Source organism: Chlamydia sp. 12-01, from assembly GCF_042234205.1.
Lineage (GTDB): Bacteria > Chlamydiota > Chlamydiia > Chlamydiales > Chlamydiaceae > Chlamydia.
In genome coordinates this window covers 168,950-188,327 of record NZ_CP114174.1, presented here as the reverse complement: position 1 = coordinate 188,327, position 19,378 = coordinate 168,950, and the positions used below count along the sequence as shown (strand labels likewise).

The following is a 19,378-nucleotide window of genomic DNA, read 5'->3' as shown; positions in this document are numbered from 1 at the left end:
CTTTAGTTTATAGATTGTGCTGAGTTTAATGTGAGATAATAAGAAAGTAGCTGAGAGTAGCTGGGTAATCCAGGATAAAAATCTAAAGTGTTTGTTTTAGGATTTAAGAATCCTGTTTGTTGTTTTTTGTAACATACAACAGAGAGACACGGAGATCCTATAATATAATTGTAGCTTAATAGCTGGTTCATTGTTTGTTGATTAATCACTCGAGCTTTACATTCAATAAGCAAAAGAGGTTTAGGTTGTCCCAGGTTGTAGGTTTTCCCTTCAAAATTCGTATAAGTTACTGGTGTGATGATAAGAAGATCAGGACGGCGTCGAGGAAGACGTAGATCTTTACGAGCAAGAAGGGGGAATAAGGTTTTAAGTCCTTTTTCTACGATAATCAAAGCCGGAGGATAAAGTAGTTCTTCGATCAAAAAGGCTATAAGTTCTTGGCGAACCTTTTCTTCGGGTGTTGATGCCAAGATCTTATGCCGTATTGGATCGAAGATTCTTAAAGAATCTGCATTTGTAGATGTCTGCTCATTAAAAGATATGGAATCCTGGTGCGATGATAGGTTCGATGAGGACATAATTGTTGTCATTTTGTTTATGGATTAGCTGAATCTTATGCTCTTTTTCATTTAGGAAGACTAGTACTTTATCTCGGGAAGCTTCGAATTTTTTAACAGCTTCATCTTCGGAAAGAACAGGAAGATTAATTTTTTTCTTGGAAAGAATTTTTTTTGCAGATCCGGGGATATACCCATACCGCTTTAAAGAATCCCAGGCATCCATAGTTTCTATAGGCAACATATCATCATAAAGATGCGTAGACTCCTGGAGTTCAACCACATGCTCTTCTTCTTTAGATAGTCCTACACCATGTTTCTTCTTATCCTGGCGTATTTTTTGATATTTATTTGTTAGAGTGCGAATTTTTTTAAAGGCGGAAATAACTGCGCTATAAGCATTGCTGTGTTGAGTTTTTACTTGAAATGTCTCTTTCCCCATGGTGGCGGTTAGATGTACTTCGGTTCCTTGCTTTTCTTTATGTGATGTCAGTACTACATGAATAGAGTCTACTGCAGGTAATTGACCACTTTTTTCAATGATCAACTGACGTAGGGGTTGGGAAATATGGAAGGATTTACCTGTGATTTCTAGGTTGGCAACCTCGTGTCCCAGGGTTTTCTTTTGCTTTGTCGATCGACGTTGAGGACTGTGCATGCCGTCTCCTTATGGTAGAAAGATTTATACAACATATGGAGATGAAAAATCAGAAAAATAAAAAGAGATTCTCCTACTCATTATTATAAGAGGGAAGCTCTTTATTCTAGAAAGTTTTTAACGCACCGAAGAGGGCTCGAACCTCTAACCACCTGGTCCGAAGCCAGGTACTCTATCCGATTGAGCTATCGGTGCCTAAGGTAACCTTTTTCAAGGGATTTGAGACCTTTGAGAATGGAAAGCTTAACAGAAGTTCCCCTGAAATTCAAGAAAAACTCCCCTCTTGTCGAGTTAGGAATTTTTAGCATAGGGCGAGCATGGTGTCGGTAAGGTAAGTAGGGCTTTCTAGGATAACCACCCTTTCCAATACATTAGAGAGTTCTCGTATATTCCCAGGCCAGGAATAGTCAAGAAGGGCAGATTTAGCACTTTCCGATAGAGTTTTTATGGGTTTATTGTTTAACCTACAAAATTTTTCTAAAAAGTACTGAGATAGAGGAAGAATATCTTCTTTTCTCTCTCTTAATGGAGGAAGGTAGAGGGGGATAACGTTAAGGCGATAAAATAAGTCCTGTCTAAAGATCTTTTGCTCTACAGCTTCTTTCAGATTGCGATTTGATGTGGCTAGGATACGCACGTCTACCGATAGAGTTTTTGTTCCTCCAAGATGTTCGAATTCTTTCTCCTGAATCGCTCTAAGCAGCTTCGCTTGCAGGTTGATGGGGACTTCTGTAATTTCATCTAACAAAAGAGTTCCCGTATGAGCAAGTTCGAAACGCCCAGCTTTTTTTGCTGTAGCTCCCGTAAACGCCCCCTTTTCATGACCAAAAAACTCGGATTCTAACAGGGTTTCGGGGATGGCGGCGCAATTAACCTTTATGTAGGGTTGGCAGGCTCTAGGAGAATTCCTGTGGATAAAAAAGGAAAGAACTTCCTTTCCGCATCCCGATTCTCCGTGAATAAAGATATTTGCGGAGCTGTCAGCAGCTTTTCTTGCTTTGGACAACAAATCCTTCATCGAAGGGCTTTCAGCAATCAGAGGGTGTGATTCTGAGGAAATTTGCGATTTTAGCAAAAGATTCTCATTCACAAGATCTTGCAGCTCTTCAGCTTTTGCTATGAAAGCGAACAAGGCTTCTGAGGAGAATGGTTTGGTTAGATAGTTGAATGCCCCATGGTGCATTGCCTTCACGGCATTTTCTATAGTCCCATACGCTGTGATGACTAAGACTGGGGTTTGTGGGGAGTATTCTTTAGCTATTTCAATGATATCAATTCCATTGCCATCAGGCATGTTCATATCCGAAATGATTAGATCGTATTTCTTGGTTCTTATCTTTTGACAGCCCTGCTTAACGTTATCTGCTGTAGATGGGGAGAATCCTCGAGATAAAAGAAGCTCAGAAAGAAAATCCCTGAGCAAGGGCTCATCGTCTACTATCAATATTCTTTCTATAGTCATCAGACATTTATTGGTTTTTAAGTTAAGATTTCTTATTACTAAATAGAATTAATCTATGTAAAGAAGGATTTAATTATTCTTGTTTCTCTTGATTTATTAGAAATAAAGTTTTTTTGATTGATCTTTAGCTATTTAAGATAGTAAAATCTTTCGACTTAATTTTATTTGGAGTGCTTGTAGCATGACTTCTTCTTCAGCACCGAATTCTTTGGTTCCTTCACTGAACCCAGAAACTTCTCAAGCTCGTTTATCTTTATTTTCAGATTTAACCCCTTTAGAGAGAGGTGAAGTCTCATCTCCTTGGAAGGAAAAATGTCAGTTAGTTATTTGTATTGGGTTATTTTGTTTATCCCTATTGACTATCTGTGCCGGAGCTTTAGTGCTAGGTTTGCTTTCAGGTACTCCCGCGCTTATTGGTGTAGTGTTTGTTGCTATTGGTAGCGTTTTACTAGTTACCAGTTTGTTATTACATTTTTCAACACGGCCGAATAAGAAAACAGATATACAGAGGGTGGGAATTCAAGATTTACAGACACAACTTCAAAGTCTGCTTGCGACTACGGATGCACGTGGTTTAGCTATAAACGGTTTTGATCTTAATGGCGATCCAAGACTAATAATTCAAGAAAGAGAGAATCTTTTAGCGAAATTTGATCGGAATCTGCGTAAAAAGGAAGTTCATTTATACCGTCTTTTATCTTCCGAGACAGAAAATAGACATGGCGTACTATCTGATCTATCAGAATTTCGTGAGATGCAAGAACGTATCAGCGAAGAACTGGAACTTCTATATCGTTCCTACAATCAGCATATGACAGGAGTGATTGGGGCGAGTTATGACGGACAGTTGATAGCGCTATATCAAGAGAGAAGTTTGCTGATTCAAGATCTTGCTGGCATTAGTATCGAGAAAGCAAATCAAACTACAATTATTACAAATTTACAGACTGCTTTAAATACTTTTACCCAACGTATCAGGTTATTGGAGAATCAAATTGCCAACGATGTTGATAGTGGTCAACAACATGAAGGATTGATAGTAGGTCTTCATCCCCTATTGCAGGAGCAAAATGTTTTATTATCAAGGCTCTCCCATGCCTATGATACGTTAATTGCTCTATCTATAAGGGATGAAAATCTAACAAAACGACGTATTGATTTGGATAAAGAAATTGAAGGACTGGTTGAAGACGGAGCTGAACGAACAACGTTTAACCGTGAATACAGAGACAGGTACCTACGTTCTTCAGGAACTATAAGTCAATTAACAAATAACCTACGTGAGAAAGAAGCGACTATTTTAGCGCTTACTCAGGACATAGAAGCATTAAATGAAAAGGTAGATAAATTACGCAATCGTCGTCCCAGAGGTGAGTATACTCAAGAAGAAATAGACCAATGTCGCCACACTATAGCTGTTAATGAACTAGCTATTAGGCAACTTCAAGAGCAACTTACAAGATATAAGAGTCTTGTTGAGGAAGCGACTATTGTTAATGGTCGTATCTCTCAGGGAGCTCAAGAAAGTGAAAAACGAGCTCTGCAAGTTGCGGCTTTAGAACAAAGAGAAAAAGTCTTAAATACTAAGATCCAAGCATTGCAAGGAGATATCGATACACGCGAAGCAGAACAGAAACGTTTACGCAAGGCAAATGAGGAGTTGCGAGAGCTGGTATTAACTGTAGAAAGTAATCCAGGCTCTGATGCGCAAATAGAGGCTCTTCAAAAAGAAATCCGAAGGATAACTACGGATTTAGAAGCTATTATTAAAGAACGAGCTGAGATTTCTGACGCACTTTCTGTTGCACGTACACAATTAACAGAGTCGCAGCTACGTTACACAACACTTAAATCAGAGGTGTTAGCTAAGGATGAGGAGATTGCGGGTCTTAAAATAGAAATTAGTAGGCTGCGCGATAATATCCGTGATTACGATCGCGATATTGATAATTTACAAAGCTCTTTACAAGGTGAGACAGATTTAAGAAATTCTATAGATATTTTGAGAAATGAGATCAATAGATTAGAGCAGGAAAAACTCAATCTTAATGCACGTATGACAGATGCGATTGATCAAAACCGTACACACATAGATCTGTTACAACAGAGTGAGCAAGAAAAAGAGAGACTCGTTCAAGAGATTCAAGATCTACGTACACGTCATGCTCAAGAAAAGTCTATTTTAGAAGCGCAAGTAGCTCGACTACAAGAGGATATGCAAGATCGTCATTTGCAGCATACAGAAGAGACCGCACGATTAAGATCAGGGCATGCCCAGCTAGAGAGACTTCTTAGAGATGCCAATAGAATGGCAGAGCATAGTGAGGATGGGGCCATGTGTATGCTGGCCACACAGTTAATTGCTTTATCTTCTAACATTAAGCAAAGGAAAAAAACTGAGTTACAACATTTAGATTTTTCCGAGATGCTTGCCTTTGCTGCTCCGAGATTCTTTGGATACATAGGAACAGGTATCTCCTGTAGACGATTGCGTCCTGGAGTGTATTTAGAAGCAGAACTTTCTACAGATGCTACTGATGCTCAAAAACGTGTTATTATTGAACAACGCTGCTTACGTGAATGGTTCTTTGCATTGTTAGGTTCCTTCACCATAGAGCAAATAGAGCTTATTTCACAAAGAGCTAATACATTAGCTACAGAAGTTCAGGGAGTACCACATTTGGATGAGCTATTCGATCAATTAGCTAGTGAATTTCCTGAGATTCGCATTGCTTCAGGAGCACTTTCTGATTGGTTATTCAGTTGCTATAACTACGTAACAGGGCTTACGATCTTCAACGATTATACACGTTGGTCTGGCTTCTTATTCTCGATGTTGCAAAATATGCATAGAGGAAGCGGAGGTTTGTTAGAGAATTTCTCCGAGGAAGAAAATAACTTCTTAAAGGTAGTGTCGAACTTTTCTGGTAAGATTCCTTTAGTTATAGGGAGTATTGGCCACAGTGAAGGAACAACACCGGGAGCCGCAAACCCTCTAGGAGATTGCAACTTTGAGAATTATGGAAATACTAGTTGGAATCGATTAGTGGAAATTGTTCAGGAGCTTTTAGCTGCAAGAAGTGGTTTTAATGGCCCATTTATCTTAAATGTCAACGATATTCGTGAGAGCATAATAAGAACAGCAACTGACAACATTCATACCAACACGTTCACCCAAGGGTATCAAGCCTCCGCATGGACTCCTCCAAGTGATCTTTAGATCCCTGTATTAGGGCTGAGGAATCTTTAGAATAAAAGTGACATTTGCGTTAGCATTTTCTACGTGAATGTCACCACCATGCAAACGCATGATCTTTAAAGCTTCTGCCAGTCCTAAACCATTTCCTTGAGCTTTCGTTGTGAAAAACGGAATAAATAGCTTATCGAAAATCTCTTGAGAGATTTGACCAGGATTGGTTACCGAAATATCTCCAGATGAGCGCAAAGTCAATGTCATTGGAGATTCTGTTGCTTCTGCAGCATTTTTTACAAGATTCCATACTACACTATTCATTCTATCAGGATCTATAGAACGTACTATAGAGATTGATGTCTCACGTTCGAATTTACAGAAGGGGAATGTGATCGATAGTAGGGGAATAAGTGATGAGAAAAACTCTTGAAGATCTATAGCTTTTAGATTTAGTGGCTGGGATTTTGTATACTCTAACATTGAGGAGACTAGAGTATTTAAAGAACGTGTTCCCTCAATGATTGAGGAGAGCATGCGCTGATGACGTGGAGAGGAGAGTTCTTCTTTTAATAAGGAGGCAAATCCTGCAATACCACTTAGAGGATTGCGGATCTCGTGAGCTAGGGTTGCTGTCATTTTCCCCAGTTCAGCGATATTTTTATATCTTTCAATAGCGTTTTCTAACTGTTTATATTCTGAGCGATCTCGAATTAGTAGAAAGAGATAACCGTTTAATGAGTTTCTTCTTACGAAGATCTCAGCATCGCGATCTTGATCGTTTTTCGATAATGTTAGTCGTAGTGTTTTTGGAGAGGGTAGAGATTGCAAAGCTTCGTTTATGGAAAATCCAAAGAAGGTTTCTGGGAAAAAATCTGTAAAGGGTTTATGCAGAATTTCTAATTCTTCAGGAATACCTAAGATTTCACGAGCTTGTGAATTGCAAATTAAAAATCGACCTATTTCTGAGAGTAGGATAATTCCATCGGGAATTGCTGTAAGGATAGTATCCGCTTCTTTATATGATTGCGTGATGCGGGATTTGATCTCTATTAGCTCTTGAGTTGAAGAACATGATTTACAATCGTTGTTGTTCATAAATTCCTAACTCTTTTTTTCTTTGCAGATAGTTGAGTTTGTCCGTATCAAGAATTTTTGTAATGATTTCTCGAATATCCGAGAGTTCTTCTTGGATATCTTGAGGTAGTACCGAAGTAAAACAGTACCGGAATTCTTTAATCTGGTTATCCACTTTATCTATACAAGATAGAAGTGTTTTTTTCTGCTGTAATACTTTTTCAAGTTCTATGGGAGTTAGCGAGGGCTCTGTTTCAGTAAGATCAAGAATGGCTAAGAAAAAGCCTTTCTTTTTTTTAAGGAGAAGTAAGAGAGCTTGTTCTTTCATAGGAAGCAAGGGGTTCGGCATGTAGCTTTTCTTAAAAAAAACTACTAACGAATTTATTAGCAACCTGAAAAAAACGTAGAAAGAAAACTTATGCCGGCGATTGGACTCGAACCAACACCTTATTGCTAAGAGTAGATTTTGAGTCTACCGCGTCTACCATTCCGCCACGCCGGCATAAAGTGCGTCTACACTGTACGTGTTCTTTTCTAATAAGCGCAAGGGAAATCTCTTAAGATAGGGAAGATGAAGAAGCTACTATAGGCTGGGCTCTCTCTAAATCATAGAGCATTTCTATAACTAGGTAAACTCCATCGTCTTTTCGTATCAGGGTAATGAGAAATTCTTCATTTTTCAGAGTTGTTTCTGTAGTTATGAAATCTACAGAACATGGATAGGCACATTTTTTTCTATACAAAGGGCGTAAGAGGGAACAAAGAGTATCTAAAGAAAATTCTTTCTCGGTAAATAGGAGAGCAGCATCTCCATTAAGATGTTTAGTAGATAGTACTTTTCCAGAGGCTTTCAGAAAACGGAAATGCTTATGACAACAAAATCCTTCGATTATGGAGAAGCGATAATGTGTATTTAATAGACGTGTAATGTCGATGATTCTTGGATGTATGGGGAAATTTTGACATAGGCTGTGGTTCAATCCGTCGCAATCATAAAGAGTTCCTTTCTCAGTTTCTATAGAAATTAAGGATCCGTGACAGTGAAATGAGTATGCGGTGATTACCGGTTGTTGGGGAGTAGACCAGGAGTATTTAGGTAGAAGATTTTCTTTTCTTTCGGGATAAATAACGACAGAATGTCCTTGTTGTGAGGTGATTCTTCCTGCACGTATATGTCTGCGCGGTGCTTCTGTAGTACCTGTACAACTACAGAGCAGAGGGAATAAAAATAATCCAAAACTTATCTTAATAAGAATCCTGTGCACAGGTTAGAATCTCACCCAGTGTTTTTAGTTATTTTATAGAAATATAGCACAACTTCTAAAGCTTATTTCACGATGTGTGAGATTTACTATATTTAGTTGGTAAAAAAAATATAATAGGGCGGTTGTTAGGATAGCCATGAATATCAATGATTATCAGGTTTTCTTTTTTGATTTAGATGGTTTGGTTATTGATACTGAACCTTTATATTACAGAGCGTTTTTAGAGGTATGTAGAGAACATAGATTGGATGTTACTATGGATTTCTCTACATATTATTTATTTTCGATGTTAGGAAGAGAAGTTTTTAAACAAAAATTCTTAGAGATTTTCCCTAATACAGAGTCTTTTTTCCCGCAATGTTTCCATGATCGTGAACGTGTTTACAGAGAATTAATACAGACTGAAGTTCCTTCTTTACTTCCTGGTGTTGAAGATTTTCTAGGATTGTTACTAGCTGAGAATAAGACTATAGGTGTGGTTACAAATTCCTCAGAAGTGCTTACCCAACGTTTCCGAGAGGTTCTTCCTATTCTTAACCAGTTTCAATTTTGGGTAACTCGTGAAGATTATGAACGCCCTAAACCTTATCCTGATAGTTACCAATATGCTTATCAAGCGTTTGTTCAAGCAGGAGAGAAGGTTGTAGGTTTTGAAGATAGTATTAAAGGTTTACGTGCACTTGCAGGGATTCCAGCAACACTAGTTGCTGTGAATGCAATTTTGCCTCTATCTCAAGATAGTCACGAAGATTTTTGTGGGAAAGACTTTCACTATTTCTCTTCTTTTAATGAATTGATTTCACATTCTGGAGTGCAAAACCAATTATAAGGTTGGGGGTAGCATACGTGATGCAAAGATAATGCATAGCTAGGGGCTGTCGGAGGTCCCTGTCTACGATTTTTCTTTTCTAAGATCTCTTGAATGTAGTCAGGAGGATATTTCCCTTTGCTAATATCTAAAAGAGATCCAACAATATTTCTTACCATTTTATATAAAAATCCATTGCCTTTGCAGGTAATGATTACTGTCTCATTCTTATCTATAGTTTCTAGTTTGAATAATGTTCTTACTGTAGAACTATAGTCTCGTCCATGATTTGCAAAAGAGGCAAAGTCATGAGTACCTAATAGATATTTAGCTCCTTCTTGCATAAGTTCTATGTTTAAAAGATGCCGTGGATAGTAGGAAAAATAACGTTCCCAAGGAAGGGGTTTTTGAGATCTTGTAAGCGTATAATGGTATTCTTTGGCGATAGTAGCAAAGCGAGAATGAAAATTGTCATCGGTAAGAACAACATCACGGATAACAATATCTCCAGGCAAAACAGCATTGAGCATTTTTTTTATACCCCGAGCTTGTGAAAATAGTGGATGGTCGGGTTGTGAAAAATGCACTACTTGACCAAAAGCATGAACTCCTGAATCAGTACGTCCTGAAGAAGTTATAATGATCCGTTTTCCTACAACTTTCTTCAGAGAATTTTCTATGACTTCTTGAATAGAAAGATCATTAGGCTGCCTTTGCCAACCGGCATAGGCAGTTCCCTGATAAGCTAGGAGTAAAACGACTCGTGTCATAGTAAGGCATGAGCGATAGTTAGATCTTCAGGATAGGTAATTTTTATCTGCGGATGTTTATTAGATACTAAAGATACGGGAATATCTAAAAGTTCAGCAGCTTGTGTATCATCAACCAAAGTGATTCCTTCTCTATTAGCAAACTCGAGACCAGATAAAAGTATCTCTGTTTTTATACATTGAGGAGTGTGAACAATAGAAAGAGCATCACGATCCAAAGTCTTTACAGGATTGCGTTGTTTGATTGTGTAGGGAACATTAGAGACTAATGTTGCAGCTCCTGTTTGTTGGGCTGTAGTAATAAGATCGGTAACTTCATCGGGATAGATAAAAGGTCGTACGCCATCATGAACCAGAACCCAGGGGTTGATAACGTGTTGTAGTCCTGAAAAAACAGAATCTTGACGACGTACTCCAGATTGAGCGAATTTTACAGAATATCCTTCAAAAATATGATGATAGCTTGCATCACAAACAACAATGATTTCAGTAATCTCTGGGATATGAAGAGCTGTTTTTAATGCGTGTAGAATAAGAGGTTGGCCTTGAAAGGGTAAATATTGTTTAGGTTGATTTGCTCCAAAGCGTTCTCCTTTACCTCCACTAAGTAAAATTAAGGAACATTTAGGGTCCATATACACACCGTACACAACAAATTTCTGGTGGAGAGCAAAAGCGTAATCTTTTAAATCCTCCAAGCCCACGATTTACATATAATTGTCTTTTTTCCTCTCCGAAGAGGAAATGACCTCGTGCTAGATCTGGATTTTCTAATCCAGAGATTTTATTCATAATCCTGTTAGCAAACTTTGGCCAGGGAATAGAAATTTGTGGTCCATGTGTATGGCCAGAAAATATAATGTCCCCAGGATAAGCTTCTAGTTGATGCACGGTATCGGGATTATGAGAGAGGATAATACCAGGCAGGGCAGGATTATAATTTATAAACGCTTTTTCGGGATCAAATTGTTTAGCAAAAAGATCTCCCAAACCAACAATATTTATCATATCAGCAATGAGGTGACTTTCATTATGCAATAAGCGAATAGGCGTATTCTTTAATATTTGTAAGAGTTCCTTATTAGGTTCTTGTTTTTCAAGACCCTCAGCATATGCATAACCTTGAGAGCCAAATAACCCTTGAGTTATCGAAACGAAAGCTCTCTTTAATGGCTGGCTACTTCTCATAGAAATGACATCTATTTTTCCCTGACTATTGCGAGAAATATAAGATTGGTAATCGTGATTTCCAAGAATGGCAAATGTCCCTAAAGGTGCATATAAAGTATTTAAGAAAGCTTCTAATCTTGAACGCTCTTCTATTTGTGCTCGGCAAAGGAAATCTCCAGAAAATAAGAGAATATCTGGAGAGAATTTTGAAAGTTTAGAAGAAACTTTTTTAAGAAATTTTTTAGGAACAAATTTATGAAAATGTAGGTCGGAGATCTGAGCAATGCGCAACCCATGAAGGTGAGCATACTTTTTAGGTAGCTTCCATGTTAACAAAGATGTTCGCAACCAGTTCGGCTCTATAAAATTTGCCCATGAGAAGGCTACAAGAGGAACCGCAGCGGCTAGAGATAAAGAAGCTAAGACCACAATAATACTATAAACATATTTTCTCCTCGTCCTACAGGACGAGGATCCTGAAAAAGAGCCAACTCGTAATTTTATTTGACAATATGAGTAGAAAGAACTTTTGTCATTTGAAACATATCGATTGGGTTCTTAGAACCAAAGACTTTAGCTAGGGCTTCATCGGGGAGGATATTTCTTTTATTCTTAGGGTCTTGTAGGTTATTTTTTTTAATGTAGTCCCATACTTTTTTTACAATTTCAGTACGGGGCATTGGTCCCTTGCCAACGATAGCTGCTAAATCGGGGGTAATATTGACAGGGTTCATAAAAGCAGAGTTTTTGTTTTTTTGACTCATCGGTTACTCCTAGTAAAGGTGGTACGAAGAGACACAAGCTCTTCATCGCAACTTTTTTATCTTTCAAGAAGGTTTCTCGTCAAAACAAAAAAATAGAATTCGTTCCTCAATGACTCTTTATCAGGGCCTTAGGTGGCAATCTAGAGAGGTGCTGGGAGAGATAAAGAATAAGAGGCAATAACAAGAGTCTTTCTAGAAAAATTTGTAAAAATAGGACGCATTGACTTTATTGTTTTTGCTTTTCTAGAATCCTAATATTAAGTCTTTTTAAGAGTAACATATGCACGAAAGTTTAGATAAACGGTTAGAATGCCTAGTAGCTGGCTTAGCTTTAGCCGGGAGGTCTCTTTGACCTTGAGGGTAAGAGACAAGAATTAGCTAAATTGGAAGACCAAACCTTAAAAGAGGACTTTTGGCAAGATGTCGCTAATGCGGGAAAAATTTCTGAACGTGTTGCATCGTTAAAGAGACAAATTTCCGATTACGAAGAATTCAAAAGTAAAATCGATAATCTGACTTTTTTCTTAAATGATAATGAAGCTTCTTCAGATCCTGAACTTCGTGAAGATTTAGAAAAAGAATTTTCTATCTGTGAAAATATCCTTTCAGAATGGGAGACACAACGTTTACTTTCTGGTGAGGTGGATAAAAATCCCTGTTTTTTAACGATAAATGCTGGTGCTGGTGGTACCGAATCTTGTGATTGGGTAGAAATGCTTTTTAGGATGTATTCTCGTTGGGCATCCCAACATCAATGGAAAGTCGAAGTTATAGATCGTCAAGAAGGGGATGTTGCCGGGATTAAGCATATTACCGTAAAGTTCTCTGGTGATTATGCTTATGGTTATGCTAAGGCAGAGCGTGGGGTGCATAGACTTGTTCGTATTTCTCCCTTCGATAGTAATGCGAAACGTCATACGAGTTTCGCTTCCGTAGATGTATACCCTGAAATTGATGACGAGATAGAAATTGATATTCGCCCGAATGATTTGCGTATTGATACGTACCGATCTTCGGGAGCTGGAGGACAGCATGTCAATGTTACTGATTCTGCTGTGAGAATTACCCATATTCCTACGGGGATTATTGTCTCCTGTCAAAGTGAACGTAGTCAAATTCAGAATCGTGAAAGCTGTATGAAAATGTTGCGAGCAAGAATGTATCAGCAGATTCTTCAAGAACGATTGGAAAAACAACTTCTTGATAGGAAAAATAAAAAAGAAATTGCTTGGGGTTCGCAAATTCGTAATTATGTTTTTCAGCCTTATACTTTGGTCAAGGATGTGCGTACAGGACATGAGACTGGTAATGTTCAGGCTATGATGGACGGAGAATTGCTAGATGATTTCGTCAAAGCGTATTTATCAGAGTATGGAGAAGTTTCATGACAGAGAACAAAGACACAGGAGTGCCTGGATTAGAAATACGTTATACACTTCCTAGTGACGGCGTATATATGCAGCAATGGTTAAACGATCCTAAAATTCTTCGAGGATTCCCTTTAAAAACTGAAGCAGAAATTCGCGATAGTGTGAATTTTTGGGTAGGATTTTATCGGTATCATAGTAGTTTAACAGCTATATATAAAGGTGAAGTTGCTGGAGTGGCTACCCTTATTTTAAACCCTTATATCAAGGTGTCCCACCATTCATTAATCTCTATTATTGTTGGTGAGCCTTACCGAAATAAAGGTATTGGAACAGTATTGTTAAATAACCTCTGTCATTTAGCTAAAAGTCGTTTTCATTTGGAGATCCTCTATTTAGAGGTTTATGAGGAAAATCCTGCTATAGAATTATATAAGCGTTTTGGTTTTATTGAAGTGGGAAGACAACGGCGTTTCTATAAAGATGAGATCGGATATCTTGCGAAAATTACTATGGAAAAAGATCTTTAGATAGTTGTGCTAGAATCGATTTGCAAATCGTAATGTTGTATGTCATTTCAGAAAATTCGTAAGATCCTTAAGAAATTTTCTAGATCATTTCTTGTTTCTAAATCTTCTATGCATTTGCCGGGGATATACAGTTCGACTCGCGTGAGATCTTCTATTCCTATCGATTGTACCCCTGGAAAAGTGTATGATTTAGAAAAGATATATCAAGATCTCAATTTGAGATTATTTGAAGGTTCTTTGAATTTGAAAATCGGATGGTTCGGTCGTGAACGCTCGGGAAATGCTCGAAGGGTTGTTTTAGGATCTTATCATGAAGAAGAACAGGTAATACGTATACACCGTTCTTTAGATCGTGAATCTGTTCCGTTATTTTTTATGGAATATATTATTTATCATGAAATGGTTCATAGCGTAGTTCCTCGTGAATATTCTCCATCGGGAAGGACAGTTTTTCATGGGAAGAAATTCAAAGAATATGAGAGGCGCTTTCCATTGTATGAGAGTGCTATAGCTTGGGAAAAGGCAAACATTTACGTATTGTTGCAAGGATATAAAACAAGATTAGGTAAGAAACATGGCAGGACACAGTAAGTGGGCGAATACAAAATATCGTAAAGAAAGAGCAGATCATAAAAGGGGAAAGATCTTTTCTCGGACGATTAAAGAATTAATGGCTGCTGTGAAGATGGGAGGTCCTGATCCCAAAACAAATGCACGTTTACGCGTAGTCATACAAAAAGCCAAAGATCAAAATATTCCCAATGAAAATATCGAAAGAAACCTGAAAAAAGCGTCCTCTGCAGATCAGAAAAATTTCGAAGATGTTACCTATGAGCTTTATGGTCATGGGGGAGTCGGGATTATTGTTGAGGCCATGACGGATAATAAAAATCGTACTGCTTCTGATATGCGCATTGCTGTGAATAAGCGTGGGGGATCTCTTGTAGAACCTGGTAGTGTTCTCTATAACTTTGCTCGTAAGGGAGCCTGCTATGTTCCTAAGAGTTCTATAGATGAGGCTACTCTATTATCTCATGTGATTGATGTGGGAGCTGAAGATCTTGATAATGATGATGAAGAGCATTTCATTGTACTTTGCGATCCCATAGAACTAGCTTCCGTGAAGGAAAAATTAGTTGCATTAGGTGTGACATGTTCCGAGGAAAAGCTTATCTATCTCCCTTTGCGTCTCGTAGATTGTGATGAAAAAGATGGAGAGGCCAATCTTGCTCTAATCGAATGGTTAGAACAAATTGATGATGCCGATGAGGTTTATCATAATATGGCCTAAGGCTTTCCTAATTATAGGAAAGCCTTAAGAGTTTTACTTAGGAGCGCCTTTGAGGTGGAGGTGGAGGAGCTCCAGTAACTTTAGATAATGTTTTTGATAGCTGTGTTGTTGCCATTCTTGCAGCATTCAATAACTGTTGACCTTGTGTAGCTCCTGTATCTGCACCATCGATTGCTTCTTGTAATCTCGAACCTTTTTCAAACAGTAAGAGTTTATTAGCGACACTGTTTAATGTTGCTGTAACATTTGCAGCTGCTTGAGGGATTCCCGAAGTAGCCCCTCCCGTTGTTGGGACGGCTGTTTGCTTAGTTCCTGCTACAGGTGAGGAGGTTGCTGTCCCTTGCACTGGAGCCGGTGAGGTTACCGTAGTACTTGTCGTAGAAGGTGTCGCAGATTGTAATAGATTAGATAAACTATCAGACACACCTTTGGCAGCCCCATGAAGATCGGGAGATCCTCCGGTAGTAGTTGTTTCTGCCGTTTGTGGTTTAGGGAGATTTTGGATAGTTGCAGATTGTTGTTGCACTGGACCGCTTGTAACTACCGTAGTACTTCCCGTAGAGGGCGTTGCTGCTTGTAATAAGTTAGACAAACTTTCAGTTACACCTTGAGCAGCCCCATGAAGATCGGGAGATCCTCCGGTAGCGATTGTTTCTGCTGTCTGTGCTTTAGGGAGAGGTGTCACAGTTGCAGATTGTTGTTGCACAGGACCACTCGTAACTACTGTTCGGGCAGCTACAGGTGCAGTAAGACCGCCGGATCCCGTACGCTCTTGGAAAGCTTTGATGAGCTGTCCTACGTTTGTTTTTTGGGGAGTAATGAGATTCCCTCGTTTATCAAACGCATCATCTAGATGGGATCGTAACTGTGGTAAAAGATGCTCTAATTCTCCCGGGACATTTCCACTTGTAGCACCCATTAAGCTACTTACTGGTGATCCAGAAGAGGTTCTTGCATTATCCCCGACTATATTTCCATTTTCATCAAGGTTAACTCTTCTTGCAAGGAATACACCGTCATTTCCTCCTGCTCCTTGCGTTGTCGTTGTGCTATCACCACCAATGTTGATACGTCTTGCAAAGAATACTCCCTCAGGTTGGGTAGGCTCAGGTGTGTTTCCGGATTCAACAGCTTTAATTACATCTCCAAGATTCTGATTTACAGGAATAGGCTCTCCTTTACCACCTCCAGGATAAACAACGTCTAAATGCTGACGGACATGGCTTAAGATATTACCTAATTCATTACCATCATCGTCGTTATTGGAATCTCTTCGTTGCACCCCACGTCCACCATCACCTTGATTGTTATTTAACAATACTGTAGGCGTGTATGTACCGTCTTCCGATGTTCTAACAACAGTACCTAAGTCTTGGCTTCCTTGATGATGAACACCATTTTGATCATAGACAGTATCTAAATGCTGACGGGCATTGGTCAATACTTGCTGTAAAGTAGCTGTCGGCATTCCTGTGATATTGACACCACCTTGAGCTGGAGGTGGAGGCCCAGGAGGTTGAGGAGGTCCTGCGGGTGCAGGAGTCAAACTATCAAAACCTTCTCCATCATCTGAAAAGTGCATTTCCTCATCATCTAGAGTACTTGTACTTTGTGTTTCTACATCATCAAAATCTGCAGCTCCTGCACCTTGATCATGTGTAACGCGACCGCCATCTCCAGAAGAATCTGTAGGTTGTGTGGTTGCTGAGCTGACAGTAGTTGTTGTTGTTCCACCGGTGACATTTACGCTAGTGCTGACGCCTCCCAAGTTAACGTTGATAATAGGAGGAGCGTAAGGGCCAGGCTGCGGTTGCGGCGGTAGAGGTTTCCCTGTTTCTTTTGAGAATGCTGTGCCCTCGTCTGGTTTAGTGAAATTATTCCAGTTAATTCCTTTCAAACCGCCAACATCACCCCAGATAGGTCCGGAATCACATTTAGTACCACGACGCCATACCGAAGGTGTGTAATTGCTGCTAGATTCTTTAGTGTTCCAAGGACCATAGAGCACAGTAGTTTTAAACTTCATGCTCATAAGTAGGTGATCGTAAGTTCCCCGTTCTCCAGTTTCTCCTGTGATGCGTGGTTGAATATTGTTTGTCCAGTCAGCTTGCATAGCTTCATAGCCTACACAGAATTTAGCAACGCATGTTTCTAAATCTTTAACATCTGTGATAGGCTCTTTTGTTTTTCCGTTAGTTACGGCTATAGACTCCGCTGTGCTCCAATCACCATTTCTTACGAAAATAAAGCTACCTCTAGACTCATCCATAAAAACAATATGGTTGGCTTTAGTCTGTAATTTTGCTTGTACAGATGGTTCAGATAAGAATTTGATAATCGAAGCTTTATCTGTTGGATCATATTTAGGAAGGGTCATACTTGGTAGGCCACCAGGACCTTGAGCTCTTTCAGCACCATCGGCAGCTTCTGAACTCCGGAGACCGGCAAGACTCCCTAAATCTACATCAGTAGGGAGTTCTTCAGTACCTACAGTTTCACCTCTACCTGTAATAGATTCGTGAGCTGATTGTGCGCTAGAGGCGTCGGAGACACTACTATCACTACTTGATGTACTATCGGTTCTTGCTCTCCCCGTTCCGAGAATACGAGATCCTAATAGACTTGCCGCTGTTGCCGTGGCAGCAGCACCTCCTGTAGTCGGAGCTGTTGTAGTTATATCTCTTTGAGTTGTAAAAATCACTGACCCAGCATCAGATTCTGCCTGAGATACTACTTGCTCTGCTGTTGTGCTAACAGTTTGCGCAGTTGTTTCTAAGGCTTCAGTCCCTGTAGTAGATACAACGTGGCCCCCAAAGGATGTGGATGTCGTTACTACAGGAGTTGTTGTCGTAGTAGTCGTGACATTCGTTGTAGATGGATTATTAATAGGACTAGTCATGATTTAACAACTAAATAAAAAAACTCTAATTTAATTAGATTGTAAAACAAATTATTTATTAATATCTCGAGTTTTTATTTAGTTAATAAACTAACTTTAATTTTTAATAGTTTTTAATTGTTGTGGATAAAAGACCTTTGTTTTTAAAAAAAATGAAAAGTTTGCATGGAAAATAACGCTAGGGAGAGTTAACGTTTCTTTAAGATGATTAGAAAATGGTGGCGAGGAGCAAAGAATGGCGGCAGCAGAGGTCTTTGGCGGTTGTGTGTTACAAGGTTCAGTACGTGTGTCTGGGGCGAAAAATTCTACAACTAAGTTACTTGTTGCGTCGCTACTGTCTGATCGCAAATGCATTTTACGTAACGTTCCTGATATCGGTGATGTACGTTTGACAGTTGAGTTGTGTCAATCTCTAGGTTCCATAGTTCATTGGGATAAGCAAGCAGAAGTTATAGAAATTCATACACCTGAGATTCGTATGTCTGAGGTATCTGCTCAATTTTCCAGGGTGAACCGCATTCCTATCTTATTGTTGGGAGCTTTGCTTGCACGTTGTCCCGAAGGTGTTGTCGTTCCGTGTGTTGGGGGGGATGCTATTGGGGAAAGGACTCTGAACTTTCATTTTGAAGGATTAGAACAACTTGGAGCAAAAGTTGCTTATGATGGGCATGGATATCAAGCTTCTGCTTCTAAAGGTCTCATAGGGGCCTACATTACTTTGCCTTATCCTTCTGTAGGAGCTACAGAAAATTTAATCTTAGCTTCTGTACGTGCTCAAGGTAGGACGATCATTAAGAATGCTGCTTTAGAAGTAGAAATCCTTGATCTTATATTGTTTTTACAAAAAGCCGGTGTGGAAATCACTACAGATAATGATAGAACTATAGAAATTTTTGGTTGTGATGATTTCTATGAGATCGATCACTGGGTAATTCCTGATAAGATAGAAGCAGCTTCGTTTGGTATGGCAGCGGTACTTACCGGTGGTCGTGTTTTAGTAGAAAATGCTGAGCAGGATTTGATGATTCCCTTCCTTAAGACCTTACGATCTATAGGTGGAGGATTTTCAGTTACAGAAACCGGGATAGAATTTTTCTATAATGAGCCTTTGAAAGGTGGTGTTGTCTTAGAAACAGATGTGCACCCCGGATTCCTTACAGATTGGCAGCAACCTTTTTCTGTGCTCCTTTCTCAGGCAGAGGGATCTTCAGTAATTCATGAAACTGTTCACGAGAATCGTTTAGGATATTTACGTGGTTTACAGCAGATGGGAGCCAATTGTGAATTATTCTACCAATGTTTAAGCTCAAAGGCTTGTCGCTATGCTACAGGAAATTTCCCTCATAGCGCTGTGATTCACGGCATGACACCTTTAAAAGCTTCGCATCTTGTTATTCCTGATTTACGTGCTGGATTTGCTTATATTATGGCAGCACTTATTGCTGAAGGCGGTCCCTCTTTAATAGAGAACACTCAGCTATTAGATCGCGGATATTATAATTGGGTAGGAAAACTCAATTCTCTGGGAGCGAAAATTCATTTATTATCTTTAGATCCAGTAACTCTTTAA

General features: G+C 39.2%; 18 protein-coding genes and 2 tRNA genes. 7 read left to right on the top strand and 13 right to left on the bottom strand.

Annotation, left to right across the window (positions count from 1 at the left end; genetic code table 11):
• Positions 1 to 2 precede the first annotated feature (2 nt).
• From O1W69_RS00715 to O1W69_RS00700, 4 genes are all read right to left on the bottom strand, one after another.
• Positions 3 to 578, bottom strand: a complete 576-nt coding sequence (locus O1W69_RS00715; RefSeq protein ID WP_375793636.1) for a type I restriction enzyme HsdR N-terminal domain-containing protein — start codon at positions 576 to 578, stop codon at positions 3 to 5.
• Complete coding sequence (locus O1W69_RS00710) at positions 532 to 1,215, bottom strand: sigma 54 modulation/S30EA ribosomal C-terminal domain-containing protein (protein WP_375793635.1); 684 nt, start codon at positions 1,213 to 1,215, stop codon at positions 532 to 534. The genes O1W69_RS00715 and O1W69_RS00710 overlap by 47 nt, the downstream gene beginning before the upstream one ends.
• Before the next feature lie 121 nt (positions 1,216 to 1,336).
• Positions 1,337 to 1,410 (bottom strand) — tRNA-Arg (locus O1W69_RS00705).
• Between the two features lie 106 nt (positions 1,411 to 1,516).
• Positions 1,517 to 2,677, bottom strand: coding sequence for a sigma-54-dependent transcriptional regulator (locus O1W69_RS00700; RefSeq protein ID WP_375793634.1), 1,161 nt, complete (start codon positions 2,675 to 2,677; stop codon positions 1,517 to 1,519).
• A gap of 181 nt (positions 2,678 to 2,858) precedes the next feature.
• Here O1W69_RS00700 and O1W69_RS00695 point away from each other — a divergent pair, with 181 nt between their 5' ends.
• Positions 2,859 to 5,897 carry a hypothetical protein gene (locus O1W69_RS00695; protein WP_375793633.1) on the top strand — a complete coding sequence of 1,013 codons (3,039 nt, stop codon included), beginning with the start codon at positions 2,859 to 2,861 and terminating at the stop codon, positions 5,895 to 5,897.
• Positions 5,898 to 5,906: 9 nt separating this feature from the next.
• Here the strand turns inward: O1W69_RS00695 and O1W69_RS00690 are convergent, their stop codons facing one another.
• The 4 genes from O1W69_RS00690 to O1W69_RS00675 all read right to left on the bottom strand — a co-directional run bounded on the left by O1W69_RS00690 (position 5,907) and on the right by O1W69_RS00675 (position 8,209).
• Positions 5,907 to 6,965, bottom strand: coding sequence for a nitrogen regulation protein NR(II) (locus tag O1W69_RS00690; RefSeq protein WP_375793632.1), 1,059 nt, complete (start codon positions 6,963 to 6,965; stop codon positions 5,907 to 5,909).
• Positions 6,946 to 7,272, bottom strand: a complete 327-nt coding sequence (locus O1W69_RS00685) for a hypothetical protein (protein ID WP_375793973.1) — start codon at positions 7,270 to 7,272, stop codon at positions 6,946 to 6,948. Before O1W69_RS00685 ends, O1W69_RS00690 begins: the two co-directional genes overlap by 20 nt.
• Before the next feature lie 91 nt (positions 7,273 to 7,363).
• Positions 7,364 to 7,446: transfer RNA gene (locus O1W69_RS00680), tRNA-Leu, on the bottom strand.
• Between the two features lie 55 nt (positions 7,447 to 7,501).
• Positions 7,502 to 8,209 (bottom strand): hypothetical protein, encoded by a 708-nt coding sequence (locus tag O1W69_RS00675; protein ID WP_375793631.1) that lies wholly within the window; start codon positions 8,207 to 8,209, stop codon positions 7,502 to 7,504.
• Between the two features lie 136 nt (positions 8,210 to 8,345).
• Between O1W69_RS00675 and O1W69_RS00670 the strand changes: the two genes are divergently transcribed.
• Positions 8,346 to 9,038, top strand: a complete 693-nt coding sequence (locus O1W69_RS00670) for an HAD family hydrolase (protein WP_375793630.1) — start codon at positions 8,346 to 8,348, stop codon at positions 9,036 to 9,038.
• Here O1W69_RS00670 and truA read toward each other — a convergent pair.
• The 4 genes from truA to O1W69_RS00650 form a co-directional block, all read right to left on the bottom strand.
• A complete protein-coding gene (truA, locus tag O1W69_RS00665; protein WP_375793629.1) occupies positions 8,981 to 9,787 on the bottom strand; it encodes a tRNA pseudouridine(38-40) synthase TruA in 807 nt (268 codons plus the stop codon). The genes O1W69_RS00670 and truA overlap by 58 nt on opposite strands.
• Positions 9,784 to 10,422, bottom strand: a complete 639-nt coding sequence (ispD, locus tag O1W69_RS00660; protein ID WP_375793628.1) for a 2-C-methyl-D-erythritol 4-phosphate cytidylyltransferase — start codon at positions 10,420 to 10,422, stop codon at positions 9,784 to 9,786. Before ispD ends, truA begins: the two co-directional genes overlap by 4 nt.
• Positions 10,412 to 11,386 carry a UDP-2,3-diacylglucosamine diphosphatase LpxG gene (gene lpxG / locus O1W69_RS00655; protein ID WP_375793627.1) on the bottom strand — a complete coding sequence of 325 codons (975 nt, stop codon included), beginning with the start codon at positions 11,384 to 11,386 and terminating at the stop codon, positions 10,412 to 10,414. Before lpxG ends, ispD begins: the two co-directional genes overlap by 11 nt.
• Positions 11,387 to 11,457: 71 nt before the next feature.
• Positions 11,458 to 11,721, bottom strand: a complete 264-nt coding sequence (locus tag O1W69_RS00650) for an SWIB/MDM2 domain-containing protein (protein WP_375793626.1) — start codon at positions 11,719 to 11,721, stop codon at positions 11,458 to 11,460.
• A 280-nt stretch (positions 11,722 to 12,001) separates the two neighbouring features.
• Here O1W69_RS00650 and prfB point away from each other — a divergent pair.
• From prfB to O1W69_RS00630, 4 genes are all read left to right on the top strand, one after another.
• A protein-coding gene (gene prfB / locus O1W69_RS00645; RefSeq protein WP_375793625.1) for a peptide chain release factor 2 occupies positions 12,002 to 13,109 on the top strand; the annotation gives its coding sequence in 2 pieces (ribosomal slippage) (positions 12,002 to 12,070 and positions 12,072 to 13,109; 1,107 coding nt in all).
• A complete protein-coding gene (locus tag O1W69_RS00640) occupies positions 13,106 to 13,618 on the top strand; it encodes a GNAT family N-acetyltransferase (protein WP_375793624.1) in 513 nt (170 codons plus the stop codon). Before prfB ends, O1W69_RS00640 begins: the two co-directional genes overlap by 4 nt.
• Before the next feature lie 39 nt (positions 13,619 to 13,657).
• Positions 13,658 to 14,209: a hypothetical protein gene (locus O1W69_RS00635; RefSeq protein WP_375793623.1), complete on the top strand. Its 552-nt coding sequence runs from the start codon at positions 13,658 to 13,660 to the stop codon at positions 14,207 to 14,209.
• Positions 14,193 to 14,909, top strand: a complete 717-nt coding sequence (locus O1W69_RS00630; protein ID WP_375793622.1) for a YebC/PmpR family DNA-binding transcriptional regulator — start codon at positions 14,193 to 14,195, stop codon at positions 14,907 to 14,909. The genes O1W69_RS00635 and O1W69_RS00630 overlap by 17 nt, the downstream gene beginning before the upstream one ends.
• A 37-nt stretch (positions 14,910 to 14,946) precedes the next feature.
• On the opposite strand, the gene tarP is transcribed toward O1W69_RS00630, so the two are convergent.
• Entirely contained in the window at positions 14,947 to 17,808 is a 2,862-nt protein-coding gene (gene tarP, locus O1W69_RS00625) for a type III secretion system actin-recruiting effector Tarp (RefSeq protein ID WP_375793621.1), read from the bottom strand.
• Between the two features lie 235 nt (positions 17,809 to 18,043).
• Between tarP and murA the strand changes: the two genes are divergently transcribed.
• On the top strand, positions 18,044 to 19,378 hold the full coding sequence (murA, locus tag O1W69_RS00620; protein WP_375793620.1) for a UDP-N-acetylglucosamine 1-carboxyvinyltransferase: 1,335 nt from the start codon (positions 18,044 to 18,046) through the stop codon (positions 19,376 to 19,378).

Excerpts from the sequence above, each read along its gene's own strand:
- O1W69_RS00715 (WP_375793636.1), bottom strand. The coding sequence starts at position 578 with ATGTCCTCATCGAACCTATCATCGCACCAGGATTCCATATCTTTTAAT.
- O1W69_RS00710 (WP_375793635.1), bottom strand. The coding sequence starts at position 1,215 with ATGCACAGTCCTCAACGTCGATCGACAAAGCAAAAGAAAACCCTGGGA.
- O1W69_RS00700 (WP_375793634.1), bottom strand. The coding sequence starts at position 2,677 with ATGACTATAGAAAGAATATTGATAGTAGACGATGAGCCCTTGCTCAGG.
- O1W69_RS00695 (WP_375793633.1), top strand. The coding sequence starts at position 2,859 with ATGACTTCTTCTTCAGCACCGAATTCTTTGGTTCCTTCACTGAACCCA.
- O1W69_RS00690 (WP_375793632.1), bottom strand. The coding sequence starts at position 6,965 with ATGAACAACAACGATTGTAAATCATGTTCTTCAACTCAAGAGCTAATA.
- O1W69_RS00685 (WP_375793973.1), bottom strand. The coding sequence starts at position 7,272 with ATGAAAGAACAAGCTCTCTTACTTCTCCTTAAAAAAAAGAAAGGCTTT.
- O1W69_RS00670 (WP_375793630.1), top strand. The coding sequence starts at position 8,346 with ATGAATATCAATGATTATCAGGTTTTCTTTTTTGATTTAGATGGTTTG.
- truA (WP_375793629.1), bottom strand. The coding sequence starts at position 9,787 with ATGACACGAGTCGTTTTACTCCTAGCTTATCAGGGAACTGCCTATGCC.
- ispD (WP_375793628.1), bottom strand. The coding sequence starts at position 10,422 with ATGGACCCTAAATGTTCCTTAATTTTACTTAGTGGAGGTAAAGGAGAA.
- O1W69_RS00650 (WP_375793626.1), bottom strand. The coding sequence starts at position 11,721 with ATGAGTCAAAAAAACAAAAACTCTGCTTTTATGAACCCTGTCAATATT.
- O1W69_RS00640 (WP_375793624.1), top strand. The coding sequence starts at position 13,106 with ATGACAGAGAACAAAGACACAGGAGTGCCTGGATTAGAAATACGTTAT.
- O1W69_RS00635 (WP_375793623.1), top strand. The coding sequence starts at position 13,658 with ATGTCATTTCAGAAAATTCGTAAGATCCTTAAGAAATTTTCTAGATCA.
- O1W69_RS00630 (WP_375793622.1), top strand. The coding sequence starts at position 14,193 with ATGGCAGGACACAGTAAGTGGGCGAATACAAAATATCGTAAAGAAAGA.
- tarP (WP_375793621.1), bottom strand. The coding sequence starts at position 17,808 with ATGACTAGTCCTATTAATAATCCATCTACAACGAATGTCACGACTACT.
- murA (WP_375793620.1), top strand. The coding sequence starts at position 18,044 with ATGGCGGCAGCAGAGGTCTTTGGCGGTTGTGTGTTACAAGGTTCAGTA.